This is a genomic window from Treponema sp. Marseille-Q4130, assembly GCF_014334325.1.
Classification (GTDB): domain Bacteria; phylum Spirochaetota; class Spirochaetia; order Treponematales; family Treponemataceae; genus Treponema_D.
This window is the reverse complement of record NZ_JACSET010000003.1, coordinates 73,842-96,555: the sequence shown is the minus strand read 5'-3', so window position 1 is coordinate 96,555 and position 22,714 is coordinate 73,842. Positions and strand designations below refer to the sequence as shown.

The following is a 22,714-nucleotide window of genomic DNA, read 5'->3' as shown; positions in this document are numbered from 1 at the left end:
TTATGAACTACATTGCACTCCTGCGCGGTATCAACGTCGGAAATTCCGTCCGCATTACGATGAAAGAACTCAAAGCTTTGTTTGAAAAAACGGGCTGCACGAACGTATCGACCTATATCAATTCCGGCAACGTGATTTTCACGTCCTCGGACGATCGGCTTATTATCCGTAAAACCGTCGAAAAAAAATTATTAAAAATGACCGGCACTGATATAAAAGTATTGATTAAAACAAAGGATGAAATCGATGCGATTGCGGCAGCCGTTCCTTCCGTCTGGAAAAATGATACTGAACAAAAAACGGATATCGCCTATTTACTCGACGCAATCGACGATGCGAAAATCATCGACGAACTTCCGATAAAAAAAGAATATATCGACATACGCTACGTAAAAGGCGCGATTATGTGGAACCTCAAACGAGCAGATTACAACAAAAGTCGAATTAATAAAATCATATCGTGTGAGCTGTACAAAGATATGACGATACGCAACGTCAACACCGCCCGCGCTCTTGCAAAGTTTTTATGATATAATACACGCACTATGCAAACCGAAAACAAACCGAATTTCGCATCGGACTATTTGGAAGGTGCTCATCCGGCGATTTTGCAGCGCCTTGCGGAAACGAATACGGAGCAAACTTCCGGCTACGGAACGGACGAACACTGCGAACGCGCACGGAATCTTATTCGAACGGCCGCAGACTGTCCGAATGCCGCCGTTCATTTTTTTGTCGGCGGAACGCAGACGAACGCGGCGGTCATCGACGCTTTTTTGCGCCCGTACGAAGGAGTCGTCGCGGCTGACACGGGACACATCGCCGTACATGAAGCGGGCGCAATCGAATCGGGCGGCCACAAAGTGCTCACGATCGCAGGAGAGGCGGGAAAGCTTTCGGCCGAAACGCTCAAGCGGTATCTGCACGATTTTTATGCCGATGAAAATAGAGCGCACGCGGTTCAGCCCGGCATGGTCTATATCTCCCTGCCGACCGAATGCGGCACGCTTTATTCGAAAAAGGAACTTTCCGATATTGCCGCCCTATGCCGCGAATATGCGCTTGCGTTTTACATCGACGGAGCGCGGCTTGCCTATGCGCTTTCATCTCCGAAAAACGACGTAACGCTTTCCGACCTTGCGGCCGTTTCGGACGCTTTTTACATAGGCGGGACAAAGTGCGGCGCTCTTTTCGGCGAAGCGATCGTCATTCCCTATAAAAACCGTTTGCCTCATTTTATAACGACGATAAAACAGCACGGCGCACTTCTTGCAAAAGGCAGACTTTTGGGCATTCAATTTGAAACGCTTTTTAAAGACGATTTGTACTTCCGCATCGGGAGCAACGCGATCCGCGCAGCAGACAAAATTCGCTCATTCCTCGATACCCACGGTTTCCGGCAATATTTCGCCTCCCCGACAAATCAAATCTTTATCGTTTTGAAAAACGAAGATTACGTCCTGCTTTCTGAAAAAATCGGTCTTTCTTTTTGGGAAAAAGCGGACGAAGCGCATACCGTCGTCCGCATTGCGACAAGCTGGGCAACGACGGACGAGCAGGTCGAACGATTATTGAAAGCGCTTTCGGAACATTCGCCATGCGAAAAATCGTAATAATATTTACAGCCTGTTTTGCAAACAGAGCCTTATAAAAATCAAAAGGCTGTGATATAATTGAAAGTAGCAGGAGGTATGCATGAACGATGTATTTTTACAGCAATACGATTCGCTTCCGAAAAAACTGCAAAGAGAAGTGCAGGATTACGTCGAATATCTTTTCTTCAAAGCAAAAACATCTCAAAACGGCGTATCGGATCCGTATTCTAAAAAAGCAAAATTCGATGTATTTCAAAAATTATTAAACTATACGGGTTGCTTGCCTGCCGATATCGATTACAAACGGGAGGTCGGCAACGCCATATTGAAAAAATATGAAAGTCTTACTTGATACGAATATCATCGTTGATTTTCTTGCAAAACGACCGGCTTTTTTTGACGACGCGCGAAAAATCATTGACAAATGTAAAACCGAAGAAATGATCGGCATCGTTGCCGTTCATACCGTTTCCACCTTATTTTATTTATTAAAAAAACATATCTCGTTTGAGACAATAAAAGATATTCTCTATAATTTATTTCAAATAATTGAAATCGGCAGTTCGGATAAAAGGTCCGTGCTGCGTGCATTGGAAAATAAAGAATTTACGGACTTGGAAGTCGCATTGCAATATCAGTGTGCCCTAGAAGAAAATGTTGATTTTATTATTACGCGTAATAAAAAAGATTTTCTTGCTTCTAAAATTGCCGTTTATACGCCGGCTGAATTTTTGCAAATCATATAAACGGAGCATTCGCCATGCGGAAAATCGTAACGGAAGATTTGGTATACGAAATTCTTTCGGCGATCGAAGAAATCCCCGAAGGTAAGGTCGCAAGCTACGGGCAAATCGCACGCCTCATCGGCAGGGACAAAAACGCGCGTCTTGTGGGAAAGGTGCTGAGCCGTGCCGAAGATTACGGCGACTATCCCTGCCATAGGGTCGTCAATCATTCCGGCCGCATTGCGCCGAATTTTCCGGAGCAAAAAGATCGCCTGCTTGCCGAAGGCGTTGCGTTCAAAAACGACACCTGCGTCGATCTGGAAAAACACCGCTGGGAAATATAAAAAACGCTTACGGACGTTTGTTATAGTAAAAAGTTTAATCGCCGATCTGATTTAAAAATTAATCGTATATTTTTATCTTTTCTCAAGAATATGTAAATATTCTACCGTTGAATCCGCTTTATTAAAACGATTTGAATCTGCCTTGAATCTTTGATAATCGATTTGCGTTGAATCATAACGTCCGTATTTTGACATTATCGATTTTACGTCTTCTACGGACATCAAACCTTCATTATTGTATGAAAGAAAAATATAATTAAATTGAGCGTTTTTTATTAAATTTTCAAATTCTTTTTTTACGGAATTTGCCGAACAATATTTTGAGCGTGTGTATTTTCTTAAACCTGTTTTGCCGCTCGGCTCAAAAGGTTTGTATTCCGCAATTGTATTTAAAATATGATAATTGGCGCCATATTGACGTGAATTATACGGAGGATCAAGGTACAGAATATCTCCAGAAATTTCTTTAATAAGAGTATTGGCATCTTTGTTATACACTTTATGTTCGTTCAAATTTAATTCATATTCCGCAGGTTCAAGTACCATTTCTTTTTGGGCAGTTCTTTTTAAGCTTTTAAGATAGGCACCGTAAACAGATGCCGTATTTGCAACTTTATCCGCACATTCAAGAAGACTGCATAAGAGAAAATAATAAAGACTCTCCGAAATAATTCCGGTATATTTCCATTCTTCGATTTTAGTTCGAAAAGTATCGATTTTCTTGCCGTTTTTATCGGAAAAATATTGACGTTCACCGTTACCGCCGCGACAGTAGTTTTTATAAATAAATCCATCTTCAATAAGAGGAAGATAATTTAATTCCGCTATATAATCTTCTTTATGCACAATCTCCCGATGATTTTCTATATAGTTTTTGTTTAAAACATAACTGTAATATTCGATGTCGTTTGCGATAACCTGCTTTACCAATGCTTTAAAAGTTCTCCCGACAATCCCCGTACCCGCAAAAATATCACAAAATATTTTTTGGGATAAATTTTCACCGCAAACGGATTTTATCGTTGAAGGTAGAAAATCTTGACAAAGTTTTAATTTAGAACCGATATAATTCATTTTATATAGTCTACCTATTTTTTTCTTCTCCATACAGCTTTTTCATTATAAAATCAGCCGTTTTTTCCGAAGCCTCTTTTGCAACCTTCTTCACAGATCGTTTCCGATATTCAACCGGATCATATTGATAACAACCTACACACCCCAGATCTTCTGTATAATTTTCATTCCCCTCATAAAATGAATATGGATTTCCTTTAAGGTTTTTGGCATTCCACCGTTTATTCGTTTCCTTGCAACGTTTACAAATCTGACGTTTGGCATCATTTGCCGCTTTGCATAGAGGTTGGAAATCTTCAATTTTTTGGGTTTTTGAATTAGAAACTCTCCAATCGTCTTTTCTACCGTCCTTATGGTCTATTTCAATTTTTGTGTTTTCAGAATTTCCCTGAATCCCAAGCATTACACAATTTTGATTTTTATAAAATTCTTTTATATCGGAACGAATATTTTGGCTAAATGTTTTATTTGTATTAAAACCGTTTAGACGAATTGCATCGATAGAATTCCCATGTGTTATAGATTTATCAAATTCAACAATATATTTTTTAGCTAAAGCAGAGCGTACACGACACCAACTTCCGCCGTTTCCTAATTGAAGTTCTTTATATTCACCGACAAATTCATCAGTCTTCACCCAACGGGAAATTCCGTTTTTATCCGGTTTTGCAAGCTTTAAAAATAATTCTGTTTTGGTCATCTAAAATTCCTTTTTGAAAACAAAAATATATTCATGCTTAAACAGGAAGTAATCACTGTTCAGTGCTCTGTATTTCCATATACTTTGCGAACCTAATTTCCCCCTATTACCCTCGATATTTTTTACAATTATGCCTTTCATTTTTACTTTAAAATTTCTTTTTATAGCATCCATTACATAAAAACCCAATGGAATAACTTCACTTTTTTTATAAATATCTCCGATTACAACAGCAAAATATTTATTCTTTTTAAGATACTTAAGTCCATTTTTCATTGCGAGTGTAAATTTCTCGATAAAAATTTTCAGATCAGAAATAGTAGATAAATCTGCCATTTTTTCAGTAAATTTTATAATATCCATATACGGCGGGTGTACAATCAAAAAATCTACAGTCCGAGTTTCACACCATTCGTAATTTTGATTCATAACGGCGTTTATTTTCTCCGTATCCGTTACATCACAATCTTTTACCAAAAAATAAATATTTTGCGTTTCCTTCATTTTTTGATTTATATAATCAATCATTTTTTCATTTATATCAAAACCGATATAGTTTCGACCCAATTTTTCACATTCATAAAGCGTTGTTCCGCTGCCGGCAAACAATTCCAAAACCGTATCATTTTTATTCGTATATCGCCGAATTAATTGATTAGGAATTTGAGGAATAAAATTGCCATGATAATTGTTTTCATGTTTCCCTGTGTTATCGCGTTTATCTATCAGCCAGAGACTGTCTACATTCAAATCTGTCGTTTTCCAATTTTCTTCGGAATTTATCATAGCAATATTATATCGCTAATTTAATTTTTTTTATAGTATAAAATCGATATGAAACGATACCCATGTATTAATTGTCACAATAGTAAAAAAACAATGCATCTATGTCAAAAATTTATCCGACTTGCGCTTTACTCCGCAAAATCGGTGATAATGAAACTAACAAACGATCGTTTGGAGATATACAGACATTTCTAAATACTCGGTTGAATTTTTAAAAAAAGGTTCCAAAAGTTGAAGTTTTTCGGAGCTTTCATACAAACAACCGTTCGTTAGTTATCCACATTGTTGAAAAGCTGTGGATAAGTTTTTTGTTTCACGTGAAACATTTGACACACCCGATCAAAACATCGGCAAAGTTTTACCGCACACTGAAAGTTCTTCTATATTTTTTATAAAATTACCCTGCCCTGTACCTGCCAAAAGTTTTGTTCCGCCCGCAGTGTTTTTTAACCTTCGACTTTACTTTCACCCCTAACTTTGTATTATCGCGTTTACTTTCTTAATTGTTTCACGTGAAACATATCGACCGAATACCGATTCGAATCTCCGACGGTCGACAGGCATCACTGCAAATGCGCTTTACCCGTCCCACAGCAGTCTCAGAGCGCAGCGAGTGTTTTACGTGAAACATTCGGCAACAATTGCCACACTTGCCGCTGCCTGTATAAAGCACATATAAAATGTTTCACGTGAAACATCAAGCGGAAGAAATGTTTTTCCACAAGTTATGCCCATTGTTGAAAACCCCGCAAGTATCACAGTCGTTCCGAGTTCACAAGTTTACGCTGCGTTTTAAATTCGCGGAAAGCGGCGTCCGTATCGGTAACACCAAAAACTCTTAGATAAAAAAAGAGAGCCGGACCGCTTTCCGCGATCCGGCTCTTGCCTGATGACCACCCGCAACCGTATAAAATGCGCAACACCGGTTGTCCCGTATTATCCCATTATACGGTAATGTTGCGTTTTTGTCAGCATATTCTTAAAAAAAATACGAAATTTCTTAAAAAAATCGATTCCGACAAAAGCGTCTATTTCTTTGTATTATAACAAAATACATACGACTACGTGTTTTTTGTATCGTCTTTATCCGCTTCTTCATCGGCTACGCGGTCGATGCCGACCAAATAATCGGGTGCATCGACTTTGACGACGGAAACCCCCGTCGAAGCAGTGCCCTGCTCTTTGATGTCGCCCGCCGCAACACGGAGCGTTTTCCCTTGGCTCGTGATACACAGCACTTCATCTCCGTCGGCGACGGCAAGGGCGCCGATTATTTCGCCGCGCTCTTCGGTATTGCCGTAGCACCGCTGGCCGCCGGTACCCCGTCCGTGCGATTTGAAATCTTCCGGATTGATGCGCTTGCCGAAGCCTTTTTCGGTGACGAGCATGATGCTCTTACCCGCTTCCGCCCGCACGGCCGACGCGATTTCGTCTCCTTCAGCAAGTTTCATACCCCGCGTTCCGCGGCTCGCCCGCCCCATCGGCCGTACGTCGTCTTCCGATATGCGGAGCGCTTTTCCTCTGCGTGAAACGAAAAATACGTCGTTTTTGCCGGCGGTCAAAATCGCGCTGACGAGCTTGTCGCCGCCGTCGAGTTTGATTGCAATAACACCCTTCGTCTTTGCGTTTGCAAAATCGCTGAGCGCTGTTTTTTTGACGACGCCGTTCGTCGTCGCCATAAGCACGTAATTATCTCCGGCAAATTCTTTTACCGTCACCGTCGTCGTAATCTCTTCATCGGCGGAAACGGCGAGCAGGCTTTTGATGTGCGAACCGCGGCTCATCTTCGACGCTTCGGGAATTTCATGGACTTTTATCCAATACGCTTTTCCCTCGTTCGTGATAAACATGATGCAGTCGTGCGTCGATGCGATAAAAATCTGATTGATGTAATCGTCTTCGACGAGGTTTGCGCTGAAGCTGCCCTTGCCGCCTCTCCCCTGACTTTTGTACTGCGTCGCGGCAAGCCGCTTGATATAGCCGAGCTTTGAAACGAGGATAACGACGTCTTCCTGTTTGATCATGTCTTCGACGTTGATCTCTTCGATTTCATCTGCAACGATATCGGTACGGCGGTCGTCGCCGTATTTTTCGGCAAGTTCATTCGTTTCGGTTTTGACAAGCGCGAGCAGCTTTTCGTGATGCGCAAGGAGATCGCGTAAGTGAGCGATAAGCGCTTCAAGTTCCGCAAGCTCTTTTTTCAAATCGTCGATTTCGAGATGTGTAAGGCGTTTCAACTGCATATCGACGATCGCCTGCGCCTGCACGTCATCGAAATCGAAACGCTTTTTGAGATTGTTTTTCGCTTCTTCGGTATCGCGGCTCGCACGGATTATTTTGATCACTTCGTCGATATTGTTGATCGCAACGATAAGCGCCTGCAAAATATGCTCGCGCGCGAGCGCTTTGTTGAGTTCGAACTGCGTACGGCGCGTGACGACCTGATCGCGGTGTTCGACAAAGTGCTGTACGAGCTGTTTGAGCGTGAGTATCTGCGGCCGCCCGCCGACGAGCGCGAGGTTGATGACGCCGAAATTCGATTGAAGCGCCGTCTTCGTAAACAGCTGATTCAATACGATTTTCGTAATCGCGCCCCGCTTCAAATCGATAACGATCCTCATACCGGTGCGGTCGGAACTTTCGTCGTTTATGCCGGTTATACCGTCGATATCTTTGTTGCGCGCAAGTTCGCCGATGCGTTCACACAGCACTTTCGTATTTACACCGTAGGGTACTTCCGTAAAGATAATCGACTCTCGGCCGCCCTTCGCCGTTTCGATATTGAACCGGCCGCGCACGATTATTTTGCCGCGACCCGTTTTGTACGCCTGTTTGATGCCGCCTCTCCCGAAGATAATGCCGCCGGTCGGAAAATCGGGGCCGCGCACGATTTTGCTCAATTCTTCTATCGTTATGTCGGGATTGTCGATATAGGCCGATACGGCCGACGCGATTTCACGGAGATTGTGCGGCGGCATATTCGTTGCCATACCGACTGCAATGCCGGACGCGCCGTTTACGAGCAGATACGGCAGTTTCGACGGGAGCACGGTCGGCTCTTTTGCCGTTTCGTCGAAGTTCGGAACAAAATCGACCGTATCTTTATCGATGTCGGCGACCATCTCTTCGGCGAGCTTTGCCATCTTCGCTTCGGTATAGCGGTATGCGGCGGCGGGGTCTCCGGCAATCGTACCGAAGTTTCCCTGCGGCGTGATCACCGGATAGCGCAGATAAAAATCCTGACCCAAGTGAACGATCGCATCGTAGACGGAAGCATCTCCGTGCGGGTGGAATTTACCGAGCACGTCTCCGACGATTTTCGCGCATTTTCTCGTCGCACCGCTGCTTCGAAGACCGAGTTCGTCCATCGCGTACAATATGCGGCGGTGAACGGGTTTTAATCCGTCGCGGACGTCGGGGAGCGCGCGGCTCGTGATGACCGACATCGAATAATCGATATACGCCTGTTTGACTTCCGCATCGATAGGAATCGGTATCAGCGTACCGCCTTCCGGTGTTTGTATCTCTTCCATAATTGCAATCCTTATTGATTTTATCGGGTCATTATGCTTGCGTTTTGCCGCCGAAAACACGAGCTGCGAGCGATCGAGCCGGCGGATAACAAGCGCAAAACGTCAAACGTCCAAATTGGCGTAAACGGCGTTTTCTTCGATAAACTTGCGGCGCGGTTCAACCGCTTCTCCCATGCACACGCTGAACATTTTATCGGCGGCGACGACATCGGGAATCGTTACGCGCTTCATTTTACGTCTCGCGGGATCCATCGTCGTTTCCCACAGCTGCGTACCGTCCATTTCGCCGAGACCTTTATAACGCTGGACGGAAGCTTTTGCCGCGTTGTCGCCGAGCTGCTTCAAAACTTCGGCTTTTTCGTTGTCGTCGTATACGTACCACTCTTTTTTATTCCAGCTCACTTTGTACAGCGGCGGCATCGCAAGATACACATAACCGTCTTCGATGATCTGCGGCATATAGCGGAAAAAGAACGTCAACAGGAGTGTACGGATGTGCGAACCGTCGACATCGGCATCGGCCATGATGATTATCTTGTGATAGCGGAGCTTCGATATGTCGAAATCTTTTCCGATCCCGGCGCCCAAAGACGCGATAACCGGTTCGAGTTTGTCGTTGTTGATCACTTTATCGATCCGCGTCTTTTCGACGTTGAGCATTTTGCCCCACAACGGAAGGATGGCCTGCCTCTTCGAATCGCGGCCTTTTTTGGCCGAACCGCCTGCGGAATCGCCCTCAACGATGTACACTTCGCATTCGGCGGGATCTTTCGACGAACAATCGGAAAGTTTGCCCGGAAGACCGAAACTGTCGAGACCGCTTTTACGCCTCGTCGCTTCTTTTGCCCGTCGAGCAGCGATCCGCGCACTCGCTTCTCCGACCGCTTTTTCGAGAATCTTTTCCAAATCCTGCGGATGCTGTTCGAAAAAGAGCGTCAATTTTTCTTTGATGAGGGAATCGACGATCGTGCGCACTTCGCTGTTGCCGAGCTTCGTCTTCGTCTGCCCTTCAAACTGCGGTTCAGGCACTTTGAGCGATAAAACGGCGGTAATGCCGGCACGGACGTCTTCGCCGGTAAGCTTTTCGTCCATTTTTTTAGAAAGTTTTTGATTCGCTTCCAAAAATTTATTGAGTACGAAAGTCAGCGCGATTTTAAAGCCGTCGAGGTGAGTTCCGCCTTCGACCGTATTGATATCGTTGACATAAGTGTAAACCGTTTCGTTATAGCCGTCGTTGTATTGGAGCGCGAGTTCGGTCATAACGCCGTTGTCTTCGCCTTCGATAAACGCCGGTTCCGCCGGAATGACGTTTTTCCCTTCGTTGAGATAGGATACGAAGTGGCGGATGCCACCGTCGAATTTAAAGACGACCTCTTTCGGCGTCTCGAGCCGCTCGTCGCGGAACACGATCGTAATGCCGCTGTTCAAAAACGCGAGTTCGCGTAGGCGCTTTGCGAGGACATCGAAATCGTAGGTCGTCGTTTCGGTAAAAATCGTTTTGTCGGCTTTCCAGCGTATCTGCGTGCCGTGGCGATCGGTCGGTCCGATTTCCTGCACTTTCGTTTTGGGTACGCCGATTTCGTACCGCTGAAACCAGCGTTTGCCGTCGGAATCGATCGTCGCTTCCATCCATGTAGAAAGCGCGTTGACGCAGCTGACACCGACGCCGTGCAGACCGCCGGAAACTTTGTACGCGCCTTTGTCGAATTTGCCGCCGGCGTGCAGGCGCGTTAAAACGAGTTCCAGCGCGCTCACGTGCTCCGTCGGATGCATACCGACGGGAATACCGCGCCCGTTGTCTTCGACGCGGACGATATCGTCTTTTTCGAGCGCAACGACGATACGGTCGCAAAATCCCGCCATCGCTTCATCGATACTGTTGTCCACGACTTCATATACGAGATGATGAAGCCCCTGCGGACCGGTCGAACCGATATACATACCCGGCCGCTTGCGTACCGCTTCGAGACCTTTTAAAACCTGAATACTGCCCGCTGAATACTGTTCCGGTGATTGACCCATGCTTTACCTTTGATGATTTTCAATATGTTTGTATATATTATGGAAAAAACTGATATTTTACTATAGCAAAAAAAGGAAAAAAAGTAAAGGAACTAGATCAACCGTACTGGAAGCTATATCCTCTAAAAAATAGCGTGTAATATAAAAAATCGGCTGCACTCCCGGCAGCAGCCCTGCCGTTTGCGCGGGGAACTTCGTGCTTCGCGCTCGTTGCAAGTGCCGCGGCAGACCGTAATTGGGATCGGACTAAGCAATCTTTTTTGCAAAAGATTGCTTGCCATCGGTCTGAGCGGCTCGGCGGCAGTTCCGCTGCCTCGCGTTCCGCCTTTTTTATTTTATTATACGCTTCTTTACCGTGTATACACTTCCGATACGATTGACCTAAATAAAGAACAGGAAAATCCGAGCAGTGGTCGTTCGCGGTTTTCAAAAACTTCAGTTTTTGGAAAGTTTCCTTGATTTAATGCGATGTTTAAAATTAAGTCATTGTGATATAAAGACTTAATTTTAAACTCGACAGGCTGTCGAAAAAATAACCGATTTTTGAGACAGCCCGCTCACTACCGTATCTTTGCGCAGCAAAAATACGCGACTGCTTTACAAAAATACGACACGACCTCCGTGCCGTGCGTCGAGCACGAAGTGCGAAATTTCCCGCGCAGGATTTTCGTGTGTCTCCTATAAAAGAAAAACGCGTTGAGCGTTTTTCGACTCCAGACTTATTCGGGCAAATCCGAGCATACACAAAAAGCCTACGCCCGGCCGGAGCGGTGCCGTAGGCAGCCACCGGAGCGAGCACAAGCGAGCGAGGAGACCGAGCGTGAGTGAGCCGCGAAGGGCGGGTTCTTCCGACCGGCTCCGTCCGATTAAAAACTTGCGGCGTTTTTATTTTACATAGGGTATGTAGTCACCGTAGCCTTCTTTTTCCATGTCGGCATAGGGGATAAACTTGAGAGATGCTCCGTTTATGCAGTAACGAAGTCCGCCCGCATCTTCCGGCCCGTCGTCGAACACGTGTCCCAAATGAGAGTCCCCCGTTCGGGAATGCACTTCGGTGCGCAGCATGCCGATGCTCGTGTCTTTTTCGTAGCCGACGGCATCGGTCGTTATGGGTTTCGTAAAACTCGGCCAGCCGCAGCCCGCGTCGTATTTGTCGGTTGAAGAAAAAAGCGGCTTTCCCGTTACGACGTCGACGTAGATGCCTTTTTCATCGAAAGCGTCGTATTCGCTCGTATAGGGGCGTTCGGTCGCTTGTCGCTGCGTTACGTCGTATTGCAGCGGAGAAAGCTTTTTTTTGAGCGCGTCTTTTGTCGGTACTGCAAAACGGCTTTCATCGTACAGCGGTTTTTCCGCGAGGCGTAAATCGATGTGGCAATAGCCGCCGGGATTTTTATCGAGGTATTTTTGATGATAGTCTTCGGCGCGGATAAAATTTTTTAACGCACCCGTTTCAACAGCGAGCGGTTCGGAATATTTTTTTTGCATAAAATCCAAAAATGCCTGCACGTCTTTTTCGTCCGCAGCATCGGTATAGTAAATGCCGGTGCGATATTGACGGCCTCTGTCGTTTCCCTGCCGATTGACGGAAGTAGGGTCGATGATTCTGAAATAATGCGCAAGCAGTTCTTCCGTCGTGATCGTCGTAGGATCGTAGACGATGCGGACGGTTTCCGTGTGATCGGTTTCGGATAATTCGTAGTACGAAGTTTTGTCGGTTTTTCCGTTTGCGTATCCCGTTTCGGTGAGAGCGACGCCGGGAAGACGCTCGAAATAGGCTTCGACGCCCCAAAAACAACCGCCTGCAAGGTAGATTTCTTTTTCCATTATTTTTCCGCCCAATTTTACAGTATTTTGCGCTTTTTTCAAAACAGTTCGTTCCTGCGATTTTGCACAAGACACACACAATACAAAGGCATATAAAAACGCGACAACCGTTTTAATATATTGTAATCGTTTCATATCTGTTTTATAAATAATAACATAGAATAATAGTTACAGTCGATTACCGTTTTTTAAAAATTGACAGATATGAGAACTTTCGTTTATAATTAATTTCTATGCCCAATAATAACTATCGCGAAGTTTGGTTCTATGCGATGGATCAAATTCACGAAGAATATAAAAATGCAGGTCCTCAGCAGGAAACGGAATTCAAGCTCTGGTTCAATATGCAATATATTGAAGATACGGACAATACGATAACCGTATCCGTTCCGTCCGAATTTTTGTGGCAGACGATGCTCAAAAAAGGCAATATCGATAAAATTGCAAAAAAAATAGAATCGCTGACGGGTCAAAAAAATATCAAGCTGCAGCATATCGTAAGCAATGAAAATATTGCCGAAAAAGGAACTGCACAAAACGCCGCTCCGCAAAAAAAGAACGCCGAAAAAGCCGCTTTTCCGGCCTCTCAAAAAAAACACCCGCAGCTGAACGAAGCTTTTACATTTGAAACCTTTATACCCGGAGAAGACAACAGCTTTGCATACAATGCGGCGCTTGCAGCGGCAAAATATCCGGGAAAAAAGTTCAATCCGCTTTTGCTCTACGGCGGTGTCGGGCTCGGAAAAACGCATCTCATGCAGTCAATCGGAAATTATCTTTTTCATCGAGATGAAAAATTGAAAATCTGCTATATTTCGGCGGAATCGTTTGCGAACGAATTCATCTGGTCGATCAGCTTGAAAGCAAAAGCGATGGATAAATTCAAATCAAAATACAGAAACCTCGACGTGCTGCTCATAGACGATATTCACTTTTTGCAGGGAAAGGAAAAAGTACAGGAAGAATTGTTTTACACGTTCAATGCGCTTCGCGATAAAAATTCGCAGCTCGTATTTACATGTGACCGTCCGGTTAAAGAGCTGAAAGTATTTAACGAACGTCTGCAAAGCCGCTTGTCGAACGGATTCAGCATCGATTTGAAATTACCGTCGTATGAAACGCGGCGTGCGATTTTATTAAATAAATTGAAATTGCTCGATAAGCAAATTCCCGAAGACGTCATCGACTATATCGCAAAAAATATCGAAACGAACGTGCGCGATTTGGAGTCGGCTTTGACGAAGATGACGGGCTATGCGGAATTGATTCAAAAACCGGTTACGATCGAAGTGGCGCAACAGCAGCTGCGCGATATCTTTTCGAGTCCGTCGGCCGGAACGATTTCCATCGAAACGATTCAAAAAGTCGTCGCCGATCTGTATACGATTTCGGTTGCCGATTTGAAAAGCAAAAAGCGCGATCAAAAATACGTGATCCCGCGACAAATAGCCATGTACATCGCACGCGAGCTCACCGAATATTCGTTTACGGAAGTCGGCAGCGAATTCGGCGGGCGTGATCATTCGACGGTCATGCATTCATACGATAAAATTTCATCGGAGATAAAAATCGATTCGTCACTGGAAGCAAGAATTCAACTTTTGATGAGGGAAATCAAAGATTACAAAAAGTGAATAATGTGCTATAATGTTGTGGAAAAAACACAAAAAAAGGTATACAATGTGGAAAAGTGTATAACATGTGGACAGAGGGCAGCAAGTTATATACGACGTAAATCCCTATGCTACAATTAAATACGTGAGATTTCCACAATTTGCCCGACCTTACTATTATTATGACTAAATTTATATATATATTATAAATTTAAGAAGCGACATTGTGTTAATAAAAACGACTTATTGCAAAAAAAAAAATAATTTTGCGATAATCGATACAGGAGCTTACTATGAAATTTTCTTTTGACAGAGATGCGATGATCAAAGAAATCGCCGTCGCTCAGGAAATCATTACGAATAAAAGCGCGATTTCGATTTTATCGAATATCTTTTTCAGCGCGGAAAACAATACACTTACGATAAAGGCGACCGATTCGTCGGTCGGTTTTTTAACAAAAATTCCGGTCGATGTGCAGGAAGAAGGATCGACGACGGTGTACTGCGATAAGTTTATGAGTATCCTCGCGTCTTCTCCGCAGGGTGAAATCGAGTTCAAACAGGAAGATGTAAAAATAACGATTACGCCTGTTGCCAAAAAAATAAAATTTCAACTGAAGAGCATCGCAAGCGATAAATTTCCTTCGGTCAATGAGGCACAGGACGTGCCCTTTTTCGACGTCGCGGCAAAAGATTTGAAAGCGATGATTTCGCAGACGATATTCGCCGTTTCGGAAGACGCGAATCGCTATTTTATGACGGGCGTTTTCTTTACTAAAAAAGATGACGATTTGGTTATGGTTTCGACCGACGGACGTCGTCTTTCGTATTCGGCAAAATCGATCGCACAAGGTATAAAAGATTTTCCGTCGGCCATCGTTCCGATAAAAATATTGAGCTGTATTTTGAAAAATGCGAGCGATGAAGGAAACGTTTCCGTCGCCGTCGTCGATAAATTGATTTACGTAAAGTTCGGTAATTACGAATTTTCCTCTGCGCTTCTTGAAGGACAGTTTCCGAATTATCAAAAAGTCATTCCCGAAAAACAAAAGTTTTCTTTCCAAGTTAATAAAACCGATTTGGATTCGGCTCTCAGGCGCACGACGATCCTCATCGATAAAAAGGTGAGCCGCCTTTTGTTCAAAGTATCGCCGGGAACGCTGACGCTCATTTCACCTGAAACCGATTTGGGAACGGCGGTCGAAGAGATCCCGTGCAGATACGACGGCGAAGAAGTGACGATTGCGCTCAACTATCTCTATGTTGCAGAGCCTATCAAAGCGATCGGCACGGAAAACATCGTTTTCGAATTTACCGAACCGATGAAAGCGATCACGATGAGAGCCGAACCGGCATCCGATTATTTTCACATCATCATGCCGATGAATCTCAACTGATGCCGTTTTTATCGCTCGCAGTCGACAATTTTCGCAATTTGAAAAACGGCAGAATCGATTTTTCCGGAAAGGAAATCTATTTTGTCGGTACGAACGGGCAGGGGAAAACGAATATCCTCGAAGCGCTGTACTATTCCGCGTACGGTTCTTCGTTCCGCACGTATACCGATTCGCAAATCGTAAAAACGGGAGAAGAGGCCTTTGCGCTTCACGCGCTCTACAAACAGGAAAGCGGCAATGTTCAAAAGATCGATATACGCTGTGCGGACGGTATCAAACGAATCGAAAAAAACGGCAAGAGAGTTCAGGATCGAAAGGAATTGATAAACACGATCCCGTGCGTGCTCTTTTGTCACGACGATATGCGCTTTGCGACCGGAGGCCCGGAGCATCGCCGTTTTTTTCTCGATCAGTCGCTGACGATGTTCGATACGCTGTACATCGACGATCTGCGAAATTATAAAAAGATTTTGAAAAACCGCAATCAATTGTTAAAAGACCGTTCCTACGAAATGCTCGATGTTTATGATATGCAGCTTGCACAGTGCGGACTTGAAGTACAAAAAAAACGTAAAACAGCGGTCTTTCAATTCGATCAGATTTTCGAAAAATTATACGAAGCCGTCGCGGGTATAGACGGTGTACACATCGTCTACGTGCCGTCGTGGAAAGAGATGCCGGACGGAGCGGGTACGCGTTTTCCCTTGCCGGAAGAAATACGGGAGCGGCTTTCGGAAAAACGCGATCGGGACAAAATCATGGAAACGACGATGAGCGGACCTCACCGCGATCGAATTCTTTTTATGCGCGGAGGAAATCAATTTATACCGACGGCATCGACGGGACAGCAGCGGCTTACGGCGCTTTTACTTCGGGCAGCACAAGCCGTCTATTATACGAGGGTCACCGGAATAAAGCCGGTTTTTTTGATGGACGACGTCATGCTCGAACTCGATCCCGACAAGCGGCAAAAAATGACGGCAATTTTGCCAGATTACGATCAGCTTTTTTGTACGTTTTTGCCGGGCGAGCCGTACGAACGCTATAAACGTTCGAAGACGCACATTTTCGGTATCGAAAATGGGGAATGGCATGAGATGCGGGAAGAGGGATCAACAAGCTCTCCGCAGAGCAATGAAGTATCGAATCGGCCGCACGAATAAAATCGGCGGGAGCATACGGGAGCGTATATGAACAACGGTGAACAAAATATCGTTTCCGCAGCTGATATGATAACGAGCGTATTTTCGAACCTCGACAAAAAAACGCTCGAAGAAAGCGGAAAACTCATCGACACGTGGAAGCGCGTCGTGTCGAAAGTGCGTTCTTCCGGCCGCGATTACGGCGAGCAGCTTTGCGCTCATACGAATCCCGTACAGTTTGAAAAAGGCGTTTTACTTGTCGAAGCCGATCATCCGGGCTGGATTCAGATTTTACAGCTCTATTCGAAATTTATTTTAACCGGCTTACAGCGCGCCGTACCGGAACTCGGCATAACGACGTTGTCGTTTAAATTGAAAGGGAGCGGCGCGGAACTCTGCGGTAAAAGCTACGACGAACAGGTTGCCGAAGAGCGGCGGAAAATGGAAAAGCGTTATAAAACGCATTACGGCGAGCCGGATAAAAATGGCGCACGTAAAGGTCAGCCTCTTTCTCCCGAATTGCAGGCAAAATTCGATGCGCTGAAGGTGAGCATAGAAAAAGCCGCGAAAACACAAACATAGCACGTAAACTTAACGCATAAACCGTTTGCATTGCAAACTCGCTCATTTATCACGCGATCGATACTGTCAAAAAATACCGCCGAGTCAAAAATACCGTCGTTGCGTATCTGCTTTTCTTGTGATATATTTTTATTATGAAAGGTATCATTCTTGCGGGCGGGTCAGGTACGCGCCTCTATCCGATTACGAAAGCGGTTTCGAAACAGATTTTACCGCTTTATGACAAACCGATGATTTATTACCCGCTGTCGGCGCTCATGCTTTCGAAAATACGCGAAGTTTTAATAATTTCAACGCCGCGCGATCTGCCGGTTTTCGAAGAGCTGTTCGGGAGCGGAGAGCGGCTCGGTATGTGCTTCGACTACGCGGTGCAGGATAAACCGCGCGGACTCGCGGATGCGTTTATCGTCGGAAAGGATTTTATTAAAAACGATACGGTTGCGCTGGTACTCGGCGACAATGTGTTTTACGGACAGGGTTTTTCGCGCAGCCTTTCAAACGCGGTTGAACGCGTCGAGACAAAGGGAGGCGCTGTCATTTTCGGTTACTATGTAAAAGATCCGAGCGCGTACGGCGTCGTCGAATTCGATAAAGACGGTAAGGCGATCGGCATCGAAGAAAAGCCCGCTCACCCGAAAAGCAATTACGCGGTGCCGGGTTTGTATTTTTACGATAACAACGTCGTCGATATCGCGTCGAATGTAAAACCTTCGGCGCGCGGGGAAATTGAAATTACGTCGGTAAACAATGCGTATCTCGAACGCTCTGCCTTATCGGTCGAACTGCTCGGACGCGGTATGGCGTGGCTTGACACCGGCACATACAACGATTTGCTCGAAGCGGGCAACTTTATCGCGACGATCGAAAAGCGACAGGGTTTGTACGTGTCGTGCATCGAAGAGATTGCGTATCGAAACGGTTGGATTTCGCGGGATGATTTATTAAAACTTGCCGGCGGCTATAAAACGGATTACGGGCGGTATCTCGAATACATCGCAAGCTTGTGATGAGGTCTCTACGAACGGTGCGGGAGATTAAAAATATATACGCATTTTTTGAGGACATGCGCCTCATGCGATACGAATTATTAATTATTAATTTTGGAGTATGCGGTGTCGTTTACGTTTAATCAATGCTCGATTGACGGAGTCCCGATCGCGGGACTGTTTGAAATAGTGCCGAAAGTGTTCGGAGATGCGCGCGGTTATTTTTTCGAATCGTACAGTGAGCGGGACTTTGCCGCGGCAGGGATCGATGCGCGCTTTGTGCAGGACAACCAGTCGCGCTCGACAAAAGGCGTTTTGCGCGGGCTGCATTTTCAGACGAAACATCCGCAGGGAAAACTCGTGCGCGTCATATCGGGCAGCGTGTATGATGTCGCTGTCGATTTACGAAACGATTCTCCGACTTTCGGAACATATTGCGGAGTTGTACTCGACGGAGAGAAGCAGAATCAATTTTACATTCCGAAAGGCTTCGCACACGGATTTTATGTGCTGAGCAACGAAGCGGTTTTTGCATACAAGTGCACCGACTTTTACGACCCCGCAGGTGAAGGCGGCATCATGTGGAACGATGTGTCGATCGGAATCGATTGGGAACGCGCGGCTCCCGGCATAATGCCGCTTCTTTCTGAAAAAGATAAAAAACATCCCTCATTCGATAAAGATACACACTATTTTTCAAAGGACGGTATATGGCTCGGAAATTAACAAATATCATGGTTACCGGCGGCGCCGGTTTTATCGGCTGTAATTTCATTCGATTTTTGCTCGGGAACGAAAGCGGTTTTGCAGGGCGCGTCGTCAATGTCGATTGCCTCACCTATGCGGGCAATCTCGAAAGCCTTTCCGACATCGAAGCCGACTACGGTTCGTCGCGCTATTTTTTTGAAAAAGCCGATATCTGCGACAGGGCGGAAATCGAACGCATTTTAAAACAGTACGACATCGATACGATCGTGCACTTTGCGGCGGAAAGCCACGTCGACCGTTCTATTTTGGGGCCGGAAACCTTTATCAAAACGAACGTGATGGGAACCTTTACGTTGCTCGACGCCGCACGCAATTTTTGGCAAAGAGCGGACGGTTCGATGCGCGAAGACGTGCTCTTTCACCACATAAGCACCGACGAAGTGTACGGTTCGCTCGGCGCGACGGGGGCTTTTTCGGAAACGACGCCCTATGATCCGCGCTCTCCGTATTCGGCGAGTAAAGCGTCGAGCGATCACATCGCGTCGGCATACAGCCACACGTACGGTTTGCCGCTTACGCTTTCGAACTGTTCGAACAATTACGGGCCGTATCAGTTTCCCGAAAAACTCATCCCCCTCATGATCGCAAATATCCGAGACGGAAAGGAGCTTCCGGTATACGGCGAGGGTAAGAACGTGCGCGATTGGATTTACGTCGAAGATCACAACCGCGCGGTGTACCTCATTTTGCAAAAAGGCCAGGCCGGACAAAAATACAATATCGGCGGAGAAAACGAACTGCAAAATATCGAACTGCTGCGAAAACTCATCGAGCTTACGGCAGGCGAACTGCATAAAGACGTCGCCGACGTTGAAAAGACGATCGTCCATGTAAAAGACCGCCCCGGACACGATCTCCGCTACGCGATCGACTGTACGAAAATCAAAACCGAACTCGGCTGGCAGCGTAAAATTTCGTTCGACGAAGGACTTCGCCGTACGGTATCGTGGTATCTTTCGCATCGGGATTGGATCGATCACATCCTCTCCGGCGAATACAAAACGTGGATCGCGGAAAATTACGCGAAGCGATAAGGGAATGTGAAACTGTTCAATAAAAGATATATTTTCGTATTGTCGATTTTACTTTTTATGCAGGGAAAAGCGTTTTATGGGAAGTTTTTACGCGGCAACATTGTATCCGAAAGAAAATACGGAAGATGTAAAAAATATATTGGAAGGGAAAAATTTTTATCTTTGCTCAAAGGATGACGGCTATCGGCTCGTTACGGAAGAAAAGATGGACGAGCAGAATCCGGCGGAAATCAAAAAGTTTACAAGAGAGCTTTCGTCGAAAACCGACAAGTCTGTCATTTCTTATATGATACACGACAGCGATGTTTTGTATTTTATCATATACAAAAACGGAAAAGAAATATTCGTCATCGATAACGAAGAAGAATATTTTAACGACGGAGAATTTATCCGAAAAGAAAAGGAAAATATTCCTTCGATTTTCGGTATAGACGAAACCCGCTGGAAAACGGAAACCTGTATGGAAAAATTCGAAGAATGCACGTTTGCAGATGACTTTCTTTTATCATTATTAAAAATTTTAAAATTGCCGGATTGGGTATGCGGCATCGGATATAGGTATTTGGAAGAAGATGCAACCTTAAAATCGGCACTGCAAAAAGACGGTATTAAAATTCATAAACGATAAGATTCCGTATTCATAAACAATGAGATTTCGTTTTGTCGGAATGCGTTCATTTTTTATGCGGAAGACTCCGGCAGCGGTACGGAATATACGCCGCTCCTGCATTTTTTGTATGCGCGAATTGAACAAATCGATATGATGTTTTATAATAATCGCCGAGAATTGAGAGGATAGAAATGCCCAAAATCGAAGTCAACGAAAAAAGTTTTTTTACTTTACTCGGAAAAAAATACAATTACGATACACTTGAAACAAAATTGCCGTGCGCAAAAGCCGAACTCGATGAAAAGCCCGACGCGTCCAAGCCTGAAGATGAGCGCGTTATTAAAATCGAACTTAACGACACGAATCGCCCCGACTTGTGGTCGACGGTCGGCATCGCGCGGCAGCTCTCCCTGCACGACGGAGCGGCGCACGCCGATTATCAAAAATTCATGTCTGCTCCCGATGCGGTAAAAGATCCGGAAAACCGCGTCGTCACTGTGGACGCCGAACTGCAGCACATCCGTCCGTACATCGTCGCTTTCGTGATTTCCGGAAAAGCGATCGACGATGCGATGCTGAAAGATATCATTCAAACGCAGGAAAAACTTGCGTGGAATTTCGGACGCAAGCGGAAGACGATTTCGATGGGCGTGTACCGAGTTTCGGACATCGCATTTCCCGTGCATTATAAAGCCGTCGATCCCGACGCAACGTCTTTTGTGCCGCTGCAGTGCACAGAGCCCATGACGTGCCGTCAAATTTTGAGCGAACATCCGAAAGGAAAAGAATACGGTTGGATTTTAAAAGATTTTAATAAATTTCCGCTGCTCGTCGACGACAAGGGCGAAATCATGTCGATGGCGCCGATTATCAACAGCGCGACGCTCGGTGCGGTACAAGTCGGAGACACGGGCTTAATGGTCGAACTGACCGGCGACGATATGGAAAGCCTTATGCTCGCGGCGAACATCGTCGCATGCGATTTTGCCGAAAGCGGCTACGAAATTCTTCCGATGCGCGTCGACTATCCTTACGAAACGAAATTCGGCAAAACGGTCGTGTGTCCGTATTATTTTCAAGTTCCGACAAAAGCCTATCTTTCGCATATCAACAAAATGCTCGGCTCGTCGTTTACGGCGGACGAAGTGTGCGCCGCACTCTATCGTATGGGCGATGAAACGACGGTAAAAAAATTGACGATCGACGGAAAAGACGATGAAGAGTTTACGCTCTTTCCTCCGCCGTACCGCAACGATTTTTTACACGAAGTCGATGTGATCGAAGACGTTATGATCGGGCGGGATATCGCTTCGTTCGAGCCGCAAAGCCCGAGCGATTTTACGATCGGCAGGCTTTTGCCGATAACGCAGTTCAGCCGTAAAGCGAAAACGCTTATGGTCGGACTCGGCTATCAGGAGATGATTTTCAACTACGTCGGAAGCCGCCACGATTATATCGACAATATGCTCATCGACGAATCGAGCGTTATCGAAATCGCAAATCCGATGAGCGAAAATTATCAATTTATCAGACCGGAGATGATATCTTCTCTGCTCCGCGCGGAAAGCAAATCGGCGAACGCGCAGTTCCCGCACAAGATTTTCGAAATCGGCAAAGTCGCCTATCTCTGCGACGAAGAAAATACCGGCACGCGTACACGCCAACACTTGGGCTTTTTAACGGCGGCGACAAACGCGAACTTCAACGACGGGGCAAGCGAAGTCGCCGCTCTCCTGTATTTTCTCGACCATGCGTACGAAGTAAAAGAGAGCGCCGATCCGCGCTTTATTGCCGGCCGACAAGCCGCCGTTCTCGTAGGCGGCAAAGCAGTCGGTGTCTTCGGCGAAGTCGATCCGCAAGTGCTCGAAAACTGGGCAGTGACGGTGCCCTGCGTCGCGGGCGAAATCGATTTGGAAGCCTTGCTCGAAAGCCTCTGAAAGAGAGCTTCCGGTTTCAGCGATTTTTTCGGTGTTTGCTCG

General features: G+C 45.6%; 20 protein-coding genes. 14 read left to right on the top strand and 6 right to left on the bottom strand.

Annotated features, from left to right (window positions below):
* The first annotated feature begins 2 nt into the window (after positions 1 to 2).
* From H9I36_RS04190 to H9I36_RS04170, 5 genes are all read left to right on the top strand, one after another.
* Positions 3 to 530, top strand: coding sequence for a DUF1697 domain-containing protein (locus H9I36_RS04190; protein ID WP_187384128.1), 528 nt, complete (start codon positions 3 to 5; stop codon positions 528 to 530).
* A gap of 15 nt (positions 531 to 545) precedes the next feature.
* Positions 546 to 1,613 carry a threonine aldolase family protein gene (locus tag H9I36_RS04185; protein WP_187384127.1) on the top strand — a complete coding sequence of 356 codons (1,068 nt, stop codon included), beginning with the start codon at positions 546 to 548 and terminating at the stop codon, positions 1,611 to 1,613.
* Between the two features lie 82 nt (positions 1,614 to 1,695).
* Positions 1,696 to 1,947, top strand: coding sequence for a hypothetical protein (locus H9I36_RS04180; RefSeq protein ID WP_187384126.1), 252 nt, complete (start codon positions 1,696 to 1,698; stop codon positions 1,945 to 1,947).
* The gene (locus tag H9I36_RS04175) at positions 1,931 to 2,341 is read left to right on the top strand and encodes a type II toxin-antitoxin system VapC family toxin (RefSeq protein ID WP_187384125.1); all 411 of its coding nucleotides are present in this window, start codon (positions 1,931 to 1,933) and stop codon (positions 2,339 to 2,341) included. Before H9I36_RS04180 ends, H9I36_RS04175 begins: the two co-directional genes overlap by 17 nt.
* A 14-nt stretch (positions 2,342 to 2,355) precedes the next feature.
* Positions 2,356 to 2,664, top strand: a complete 309-nt coding sequence (locus H9I36_RS04170; RefSeq protein ID WP_187384124.1) for an MGMT family protein — start codon at positions 2,356 to 2,358, stop codon at positions 2,662 to 2,664.
* Between the two features lie 72 nt (positions 2,665 to 2,736).
* Here the strand turns inward: H9I36_RS04170 and H9I36_RS04165 are convergent, their stop codons facing one another.
* The 6 genes from H9I36_RS04165 to msrB form a co-directional block, all read right to left on the bottom strand.
* Complete coding sequence (locus H9I36_RS04165) at positions 2,737 to 3,771, bottom strand: DNA adenine methylase (protein WP_255422656.1); 1,035 nt, start codon at positions 3,769 to 3,771, stop codon at positions 2,737 to 2,739.
* Entirely contained in the window at positions 3,749 to 4,438 is a 690-nt protein-coding gene (locus H9I36_RS04160; protein WP_187384123.1) for a restriction endonuclease, read from the bottom strand. Before H9I36_RS04160 ends, H9I36_RS04165 begins: the two co-directional genes overlap by 23 nt.
* Entirely contained in the window at positions 4,439 to 5,224 is a 786-nt protein-coding gene (locus H9I36_RS04155; protein WP_187384122.1) for a DNA methyltransferase, read from the bottom strand.
* 1,061 nt (positions 5,225 to 6,285) lie between these two features.
* Complete coding sequence (gyrA, locus tag H9I36_RS04150; RefSeq protein WP_187384121.1) at positions 6,286 to 8,757, bottom strand: DNA topoisomerase (ATP-hydrolyzing) subunit A; 2,472 nt, start codon at positions 8,755 to 8,757, stop codon at positions 6,286 to 6,288.
* A 102-nt stretch (positions 8,758 to 8,859) separates the two neighbouring features.
* Positions 8,860 to 10,779 carry a DNA topoisomerase (ATP-hydrolyzing) subunit B gene (gene gyrB, locus H9I36_RS04145; RefSeq protein WP_187384120.1) on the bottom strand — a complete coding sequence of 640 codons (1,920 nt, stop codon included), beginning with the start codon at positions 10,777 to 10,779 and terminating at the stop codon, positions 8,860 to 8,862.
* 885 nt (positions 10,780 to 11,664) lie between these two features.
* Positions 11,665 to 12,738 carry a peptide-methionine (R)-S-oxide reductase MsrB gene (gene msrB, locus H9I36_RS04140; protein WP_187384119.1) on the bottom strand — a complete coding sequence of 358 codons (1,074 nt, stop codon included), beginning with the start codon at positions 12,736 to 12,738 and terminating at the stop codon, positions 11,665 to 11,667.
* A 98-nt stretch (positions 12,739 to 12,836) separates the two neighbouring features.
* Here msrB and dnaA point away from each other — a divergent pair, with 98 nt between their 5' ends.
* The 9 genes from dnaA (at position 12,837) to pheT (ending at position 22,672) form a co-directional block, all read left to right on the top strand.
* Positions 12,837 to 14,237: a chromosomal replication initiator protein DnaA gene (gene dnaA / locus H9I36_RS04135; protein WP_187384118.1), complete on the top strand. Its 1,401-nt coding sequence runs from the start codon at positions 12,837 to 12,839 to the stop codon at positions 14,235 to 14,237.
* Positions 14,238 to 14,509: 272 nt separating this feature from the next.
* Positions 14,510 to 15,613, top strand: coding sequence for a DNA polymerase III subunit beta (gene dnaN, locus H9I36_RS04130; protein ID WP_187384117.1), 1,104 nt, complete (start codon positions 14,510 to 14,512; stop codon positions 15,611 to 15,613).
* A complete protein-coding gene (gene recF / locus H9I36_RS04125) occupies positions 15,613 to 16,776 on the top strand; it encodes a DNA replication/repair protein RecF (protein WP_187384116.1) in 1,164 nt (387 codons plus the stop codon). The genes dnaN and recF overlap by 1 nt, the downstream gene beginning before the upstream one ends.
* A 27-nt stretch (positions 16,777 to 16,803) precedes the next feature.
* A complete protein-coding gene (locus H9I36_RS04120) occupies positions 16,804 to 17,337 on the top strand; it encodes a DciA family protein (protein ID WP_187384115.1) in 534 nt (177 codons plus the stop codon).
* A 134-nt stretch (positions 17,338 to 17,471) separates the two neighbouring features.
* A complete protein-coding gene (gene rfbA / locus H9I36_RS04115; protein ID WP_187384114.1) occupies positions 17,472 to 18,344 on the top strand; it encodes a glucose-1-phosphate thymidylyltransferase RfbA in 873 nt (290 codons plus the stop codon).
* Positions 18,345 to 18,449: 105 nt separating this feature from the next.
* Positions 18,450 to 19,049: a dTDP-4-dehydrorhamnose 3,5-epimerase gene (rfbC, locus tag H9I36_RS04110; RefSeq protein ID WP_187384113.1), complete on the top strand. Its 600-nt coding sequence runs from the start codon at positions 18,450 to 18,452 to the stop codon at positions 19,047 to 19,049.
* Complete coding sequence (rfbB, locus tag H9I36_RS04105; RefSeq protein WP_187384112.1) at positions 19,034 to 20,125, top strand: dTDP-glucose 4,6-dehydratase; 1,092 nt, start codon at positions 19,034 to 19,036, stop codon at positions 20,123 to 20,125. Before rfbC ends, rfbB begins: the two co-directional genes overlap by 16 nt.
* Positions 20,126 to 20,201: 76 nt before the next feature.
* On the top strand, positions 20,202 to 20,753 hold the full coding sequence (locus tag H9I36_RS04100) for a hypothetical protein (RefSeq protein ID WP_187384111.1): 552 nt from the start codon (positions 20,202 to 20,204) through the stop codon (positions 20,751 to 20,753).
* A gap of 173 nt (positions 20,754 to 20,926) precedes the next feature.
* Positions 20,927 to 22,672 (top strand): phenylalanine--tRNA ligase subunit beta, encoded by a 1,746-nt coding sequence (pheT, locus tag H9I36_RS04095; protein WP_187384110.1) that lies wholly within the window; start codon positions 20,927 to 20,929, stop codon positions 22,670 to 22,672.
* Positions 22,673 to 22,714 lie beyond the last annotated feature (42 nt).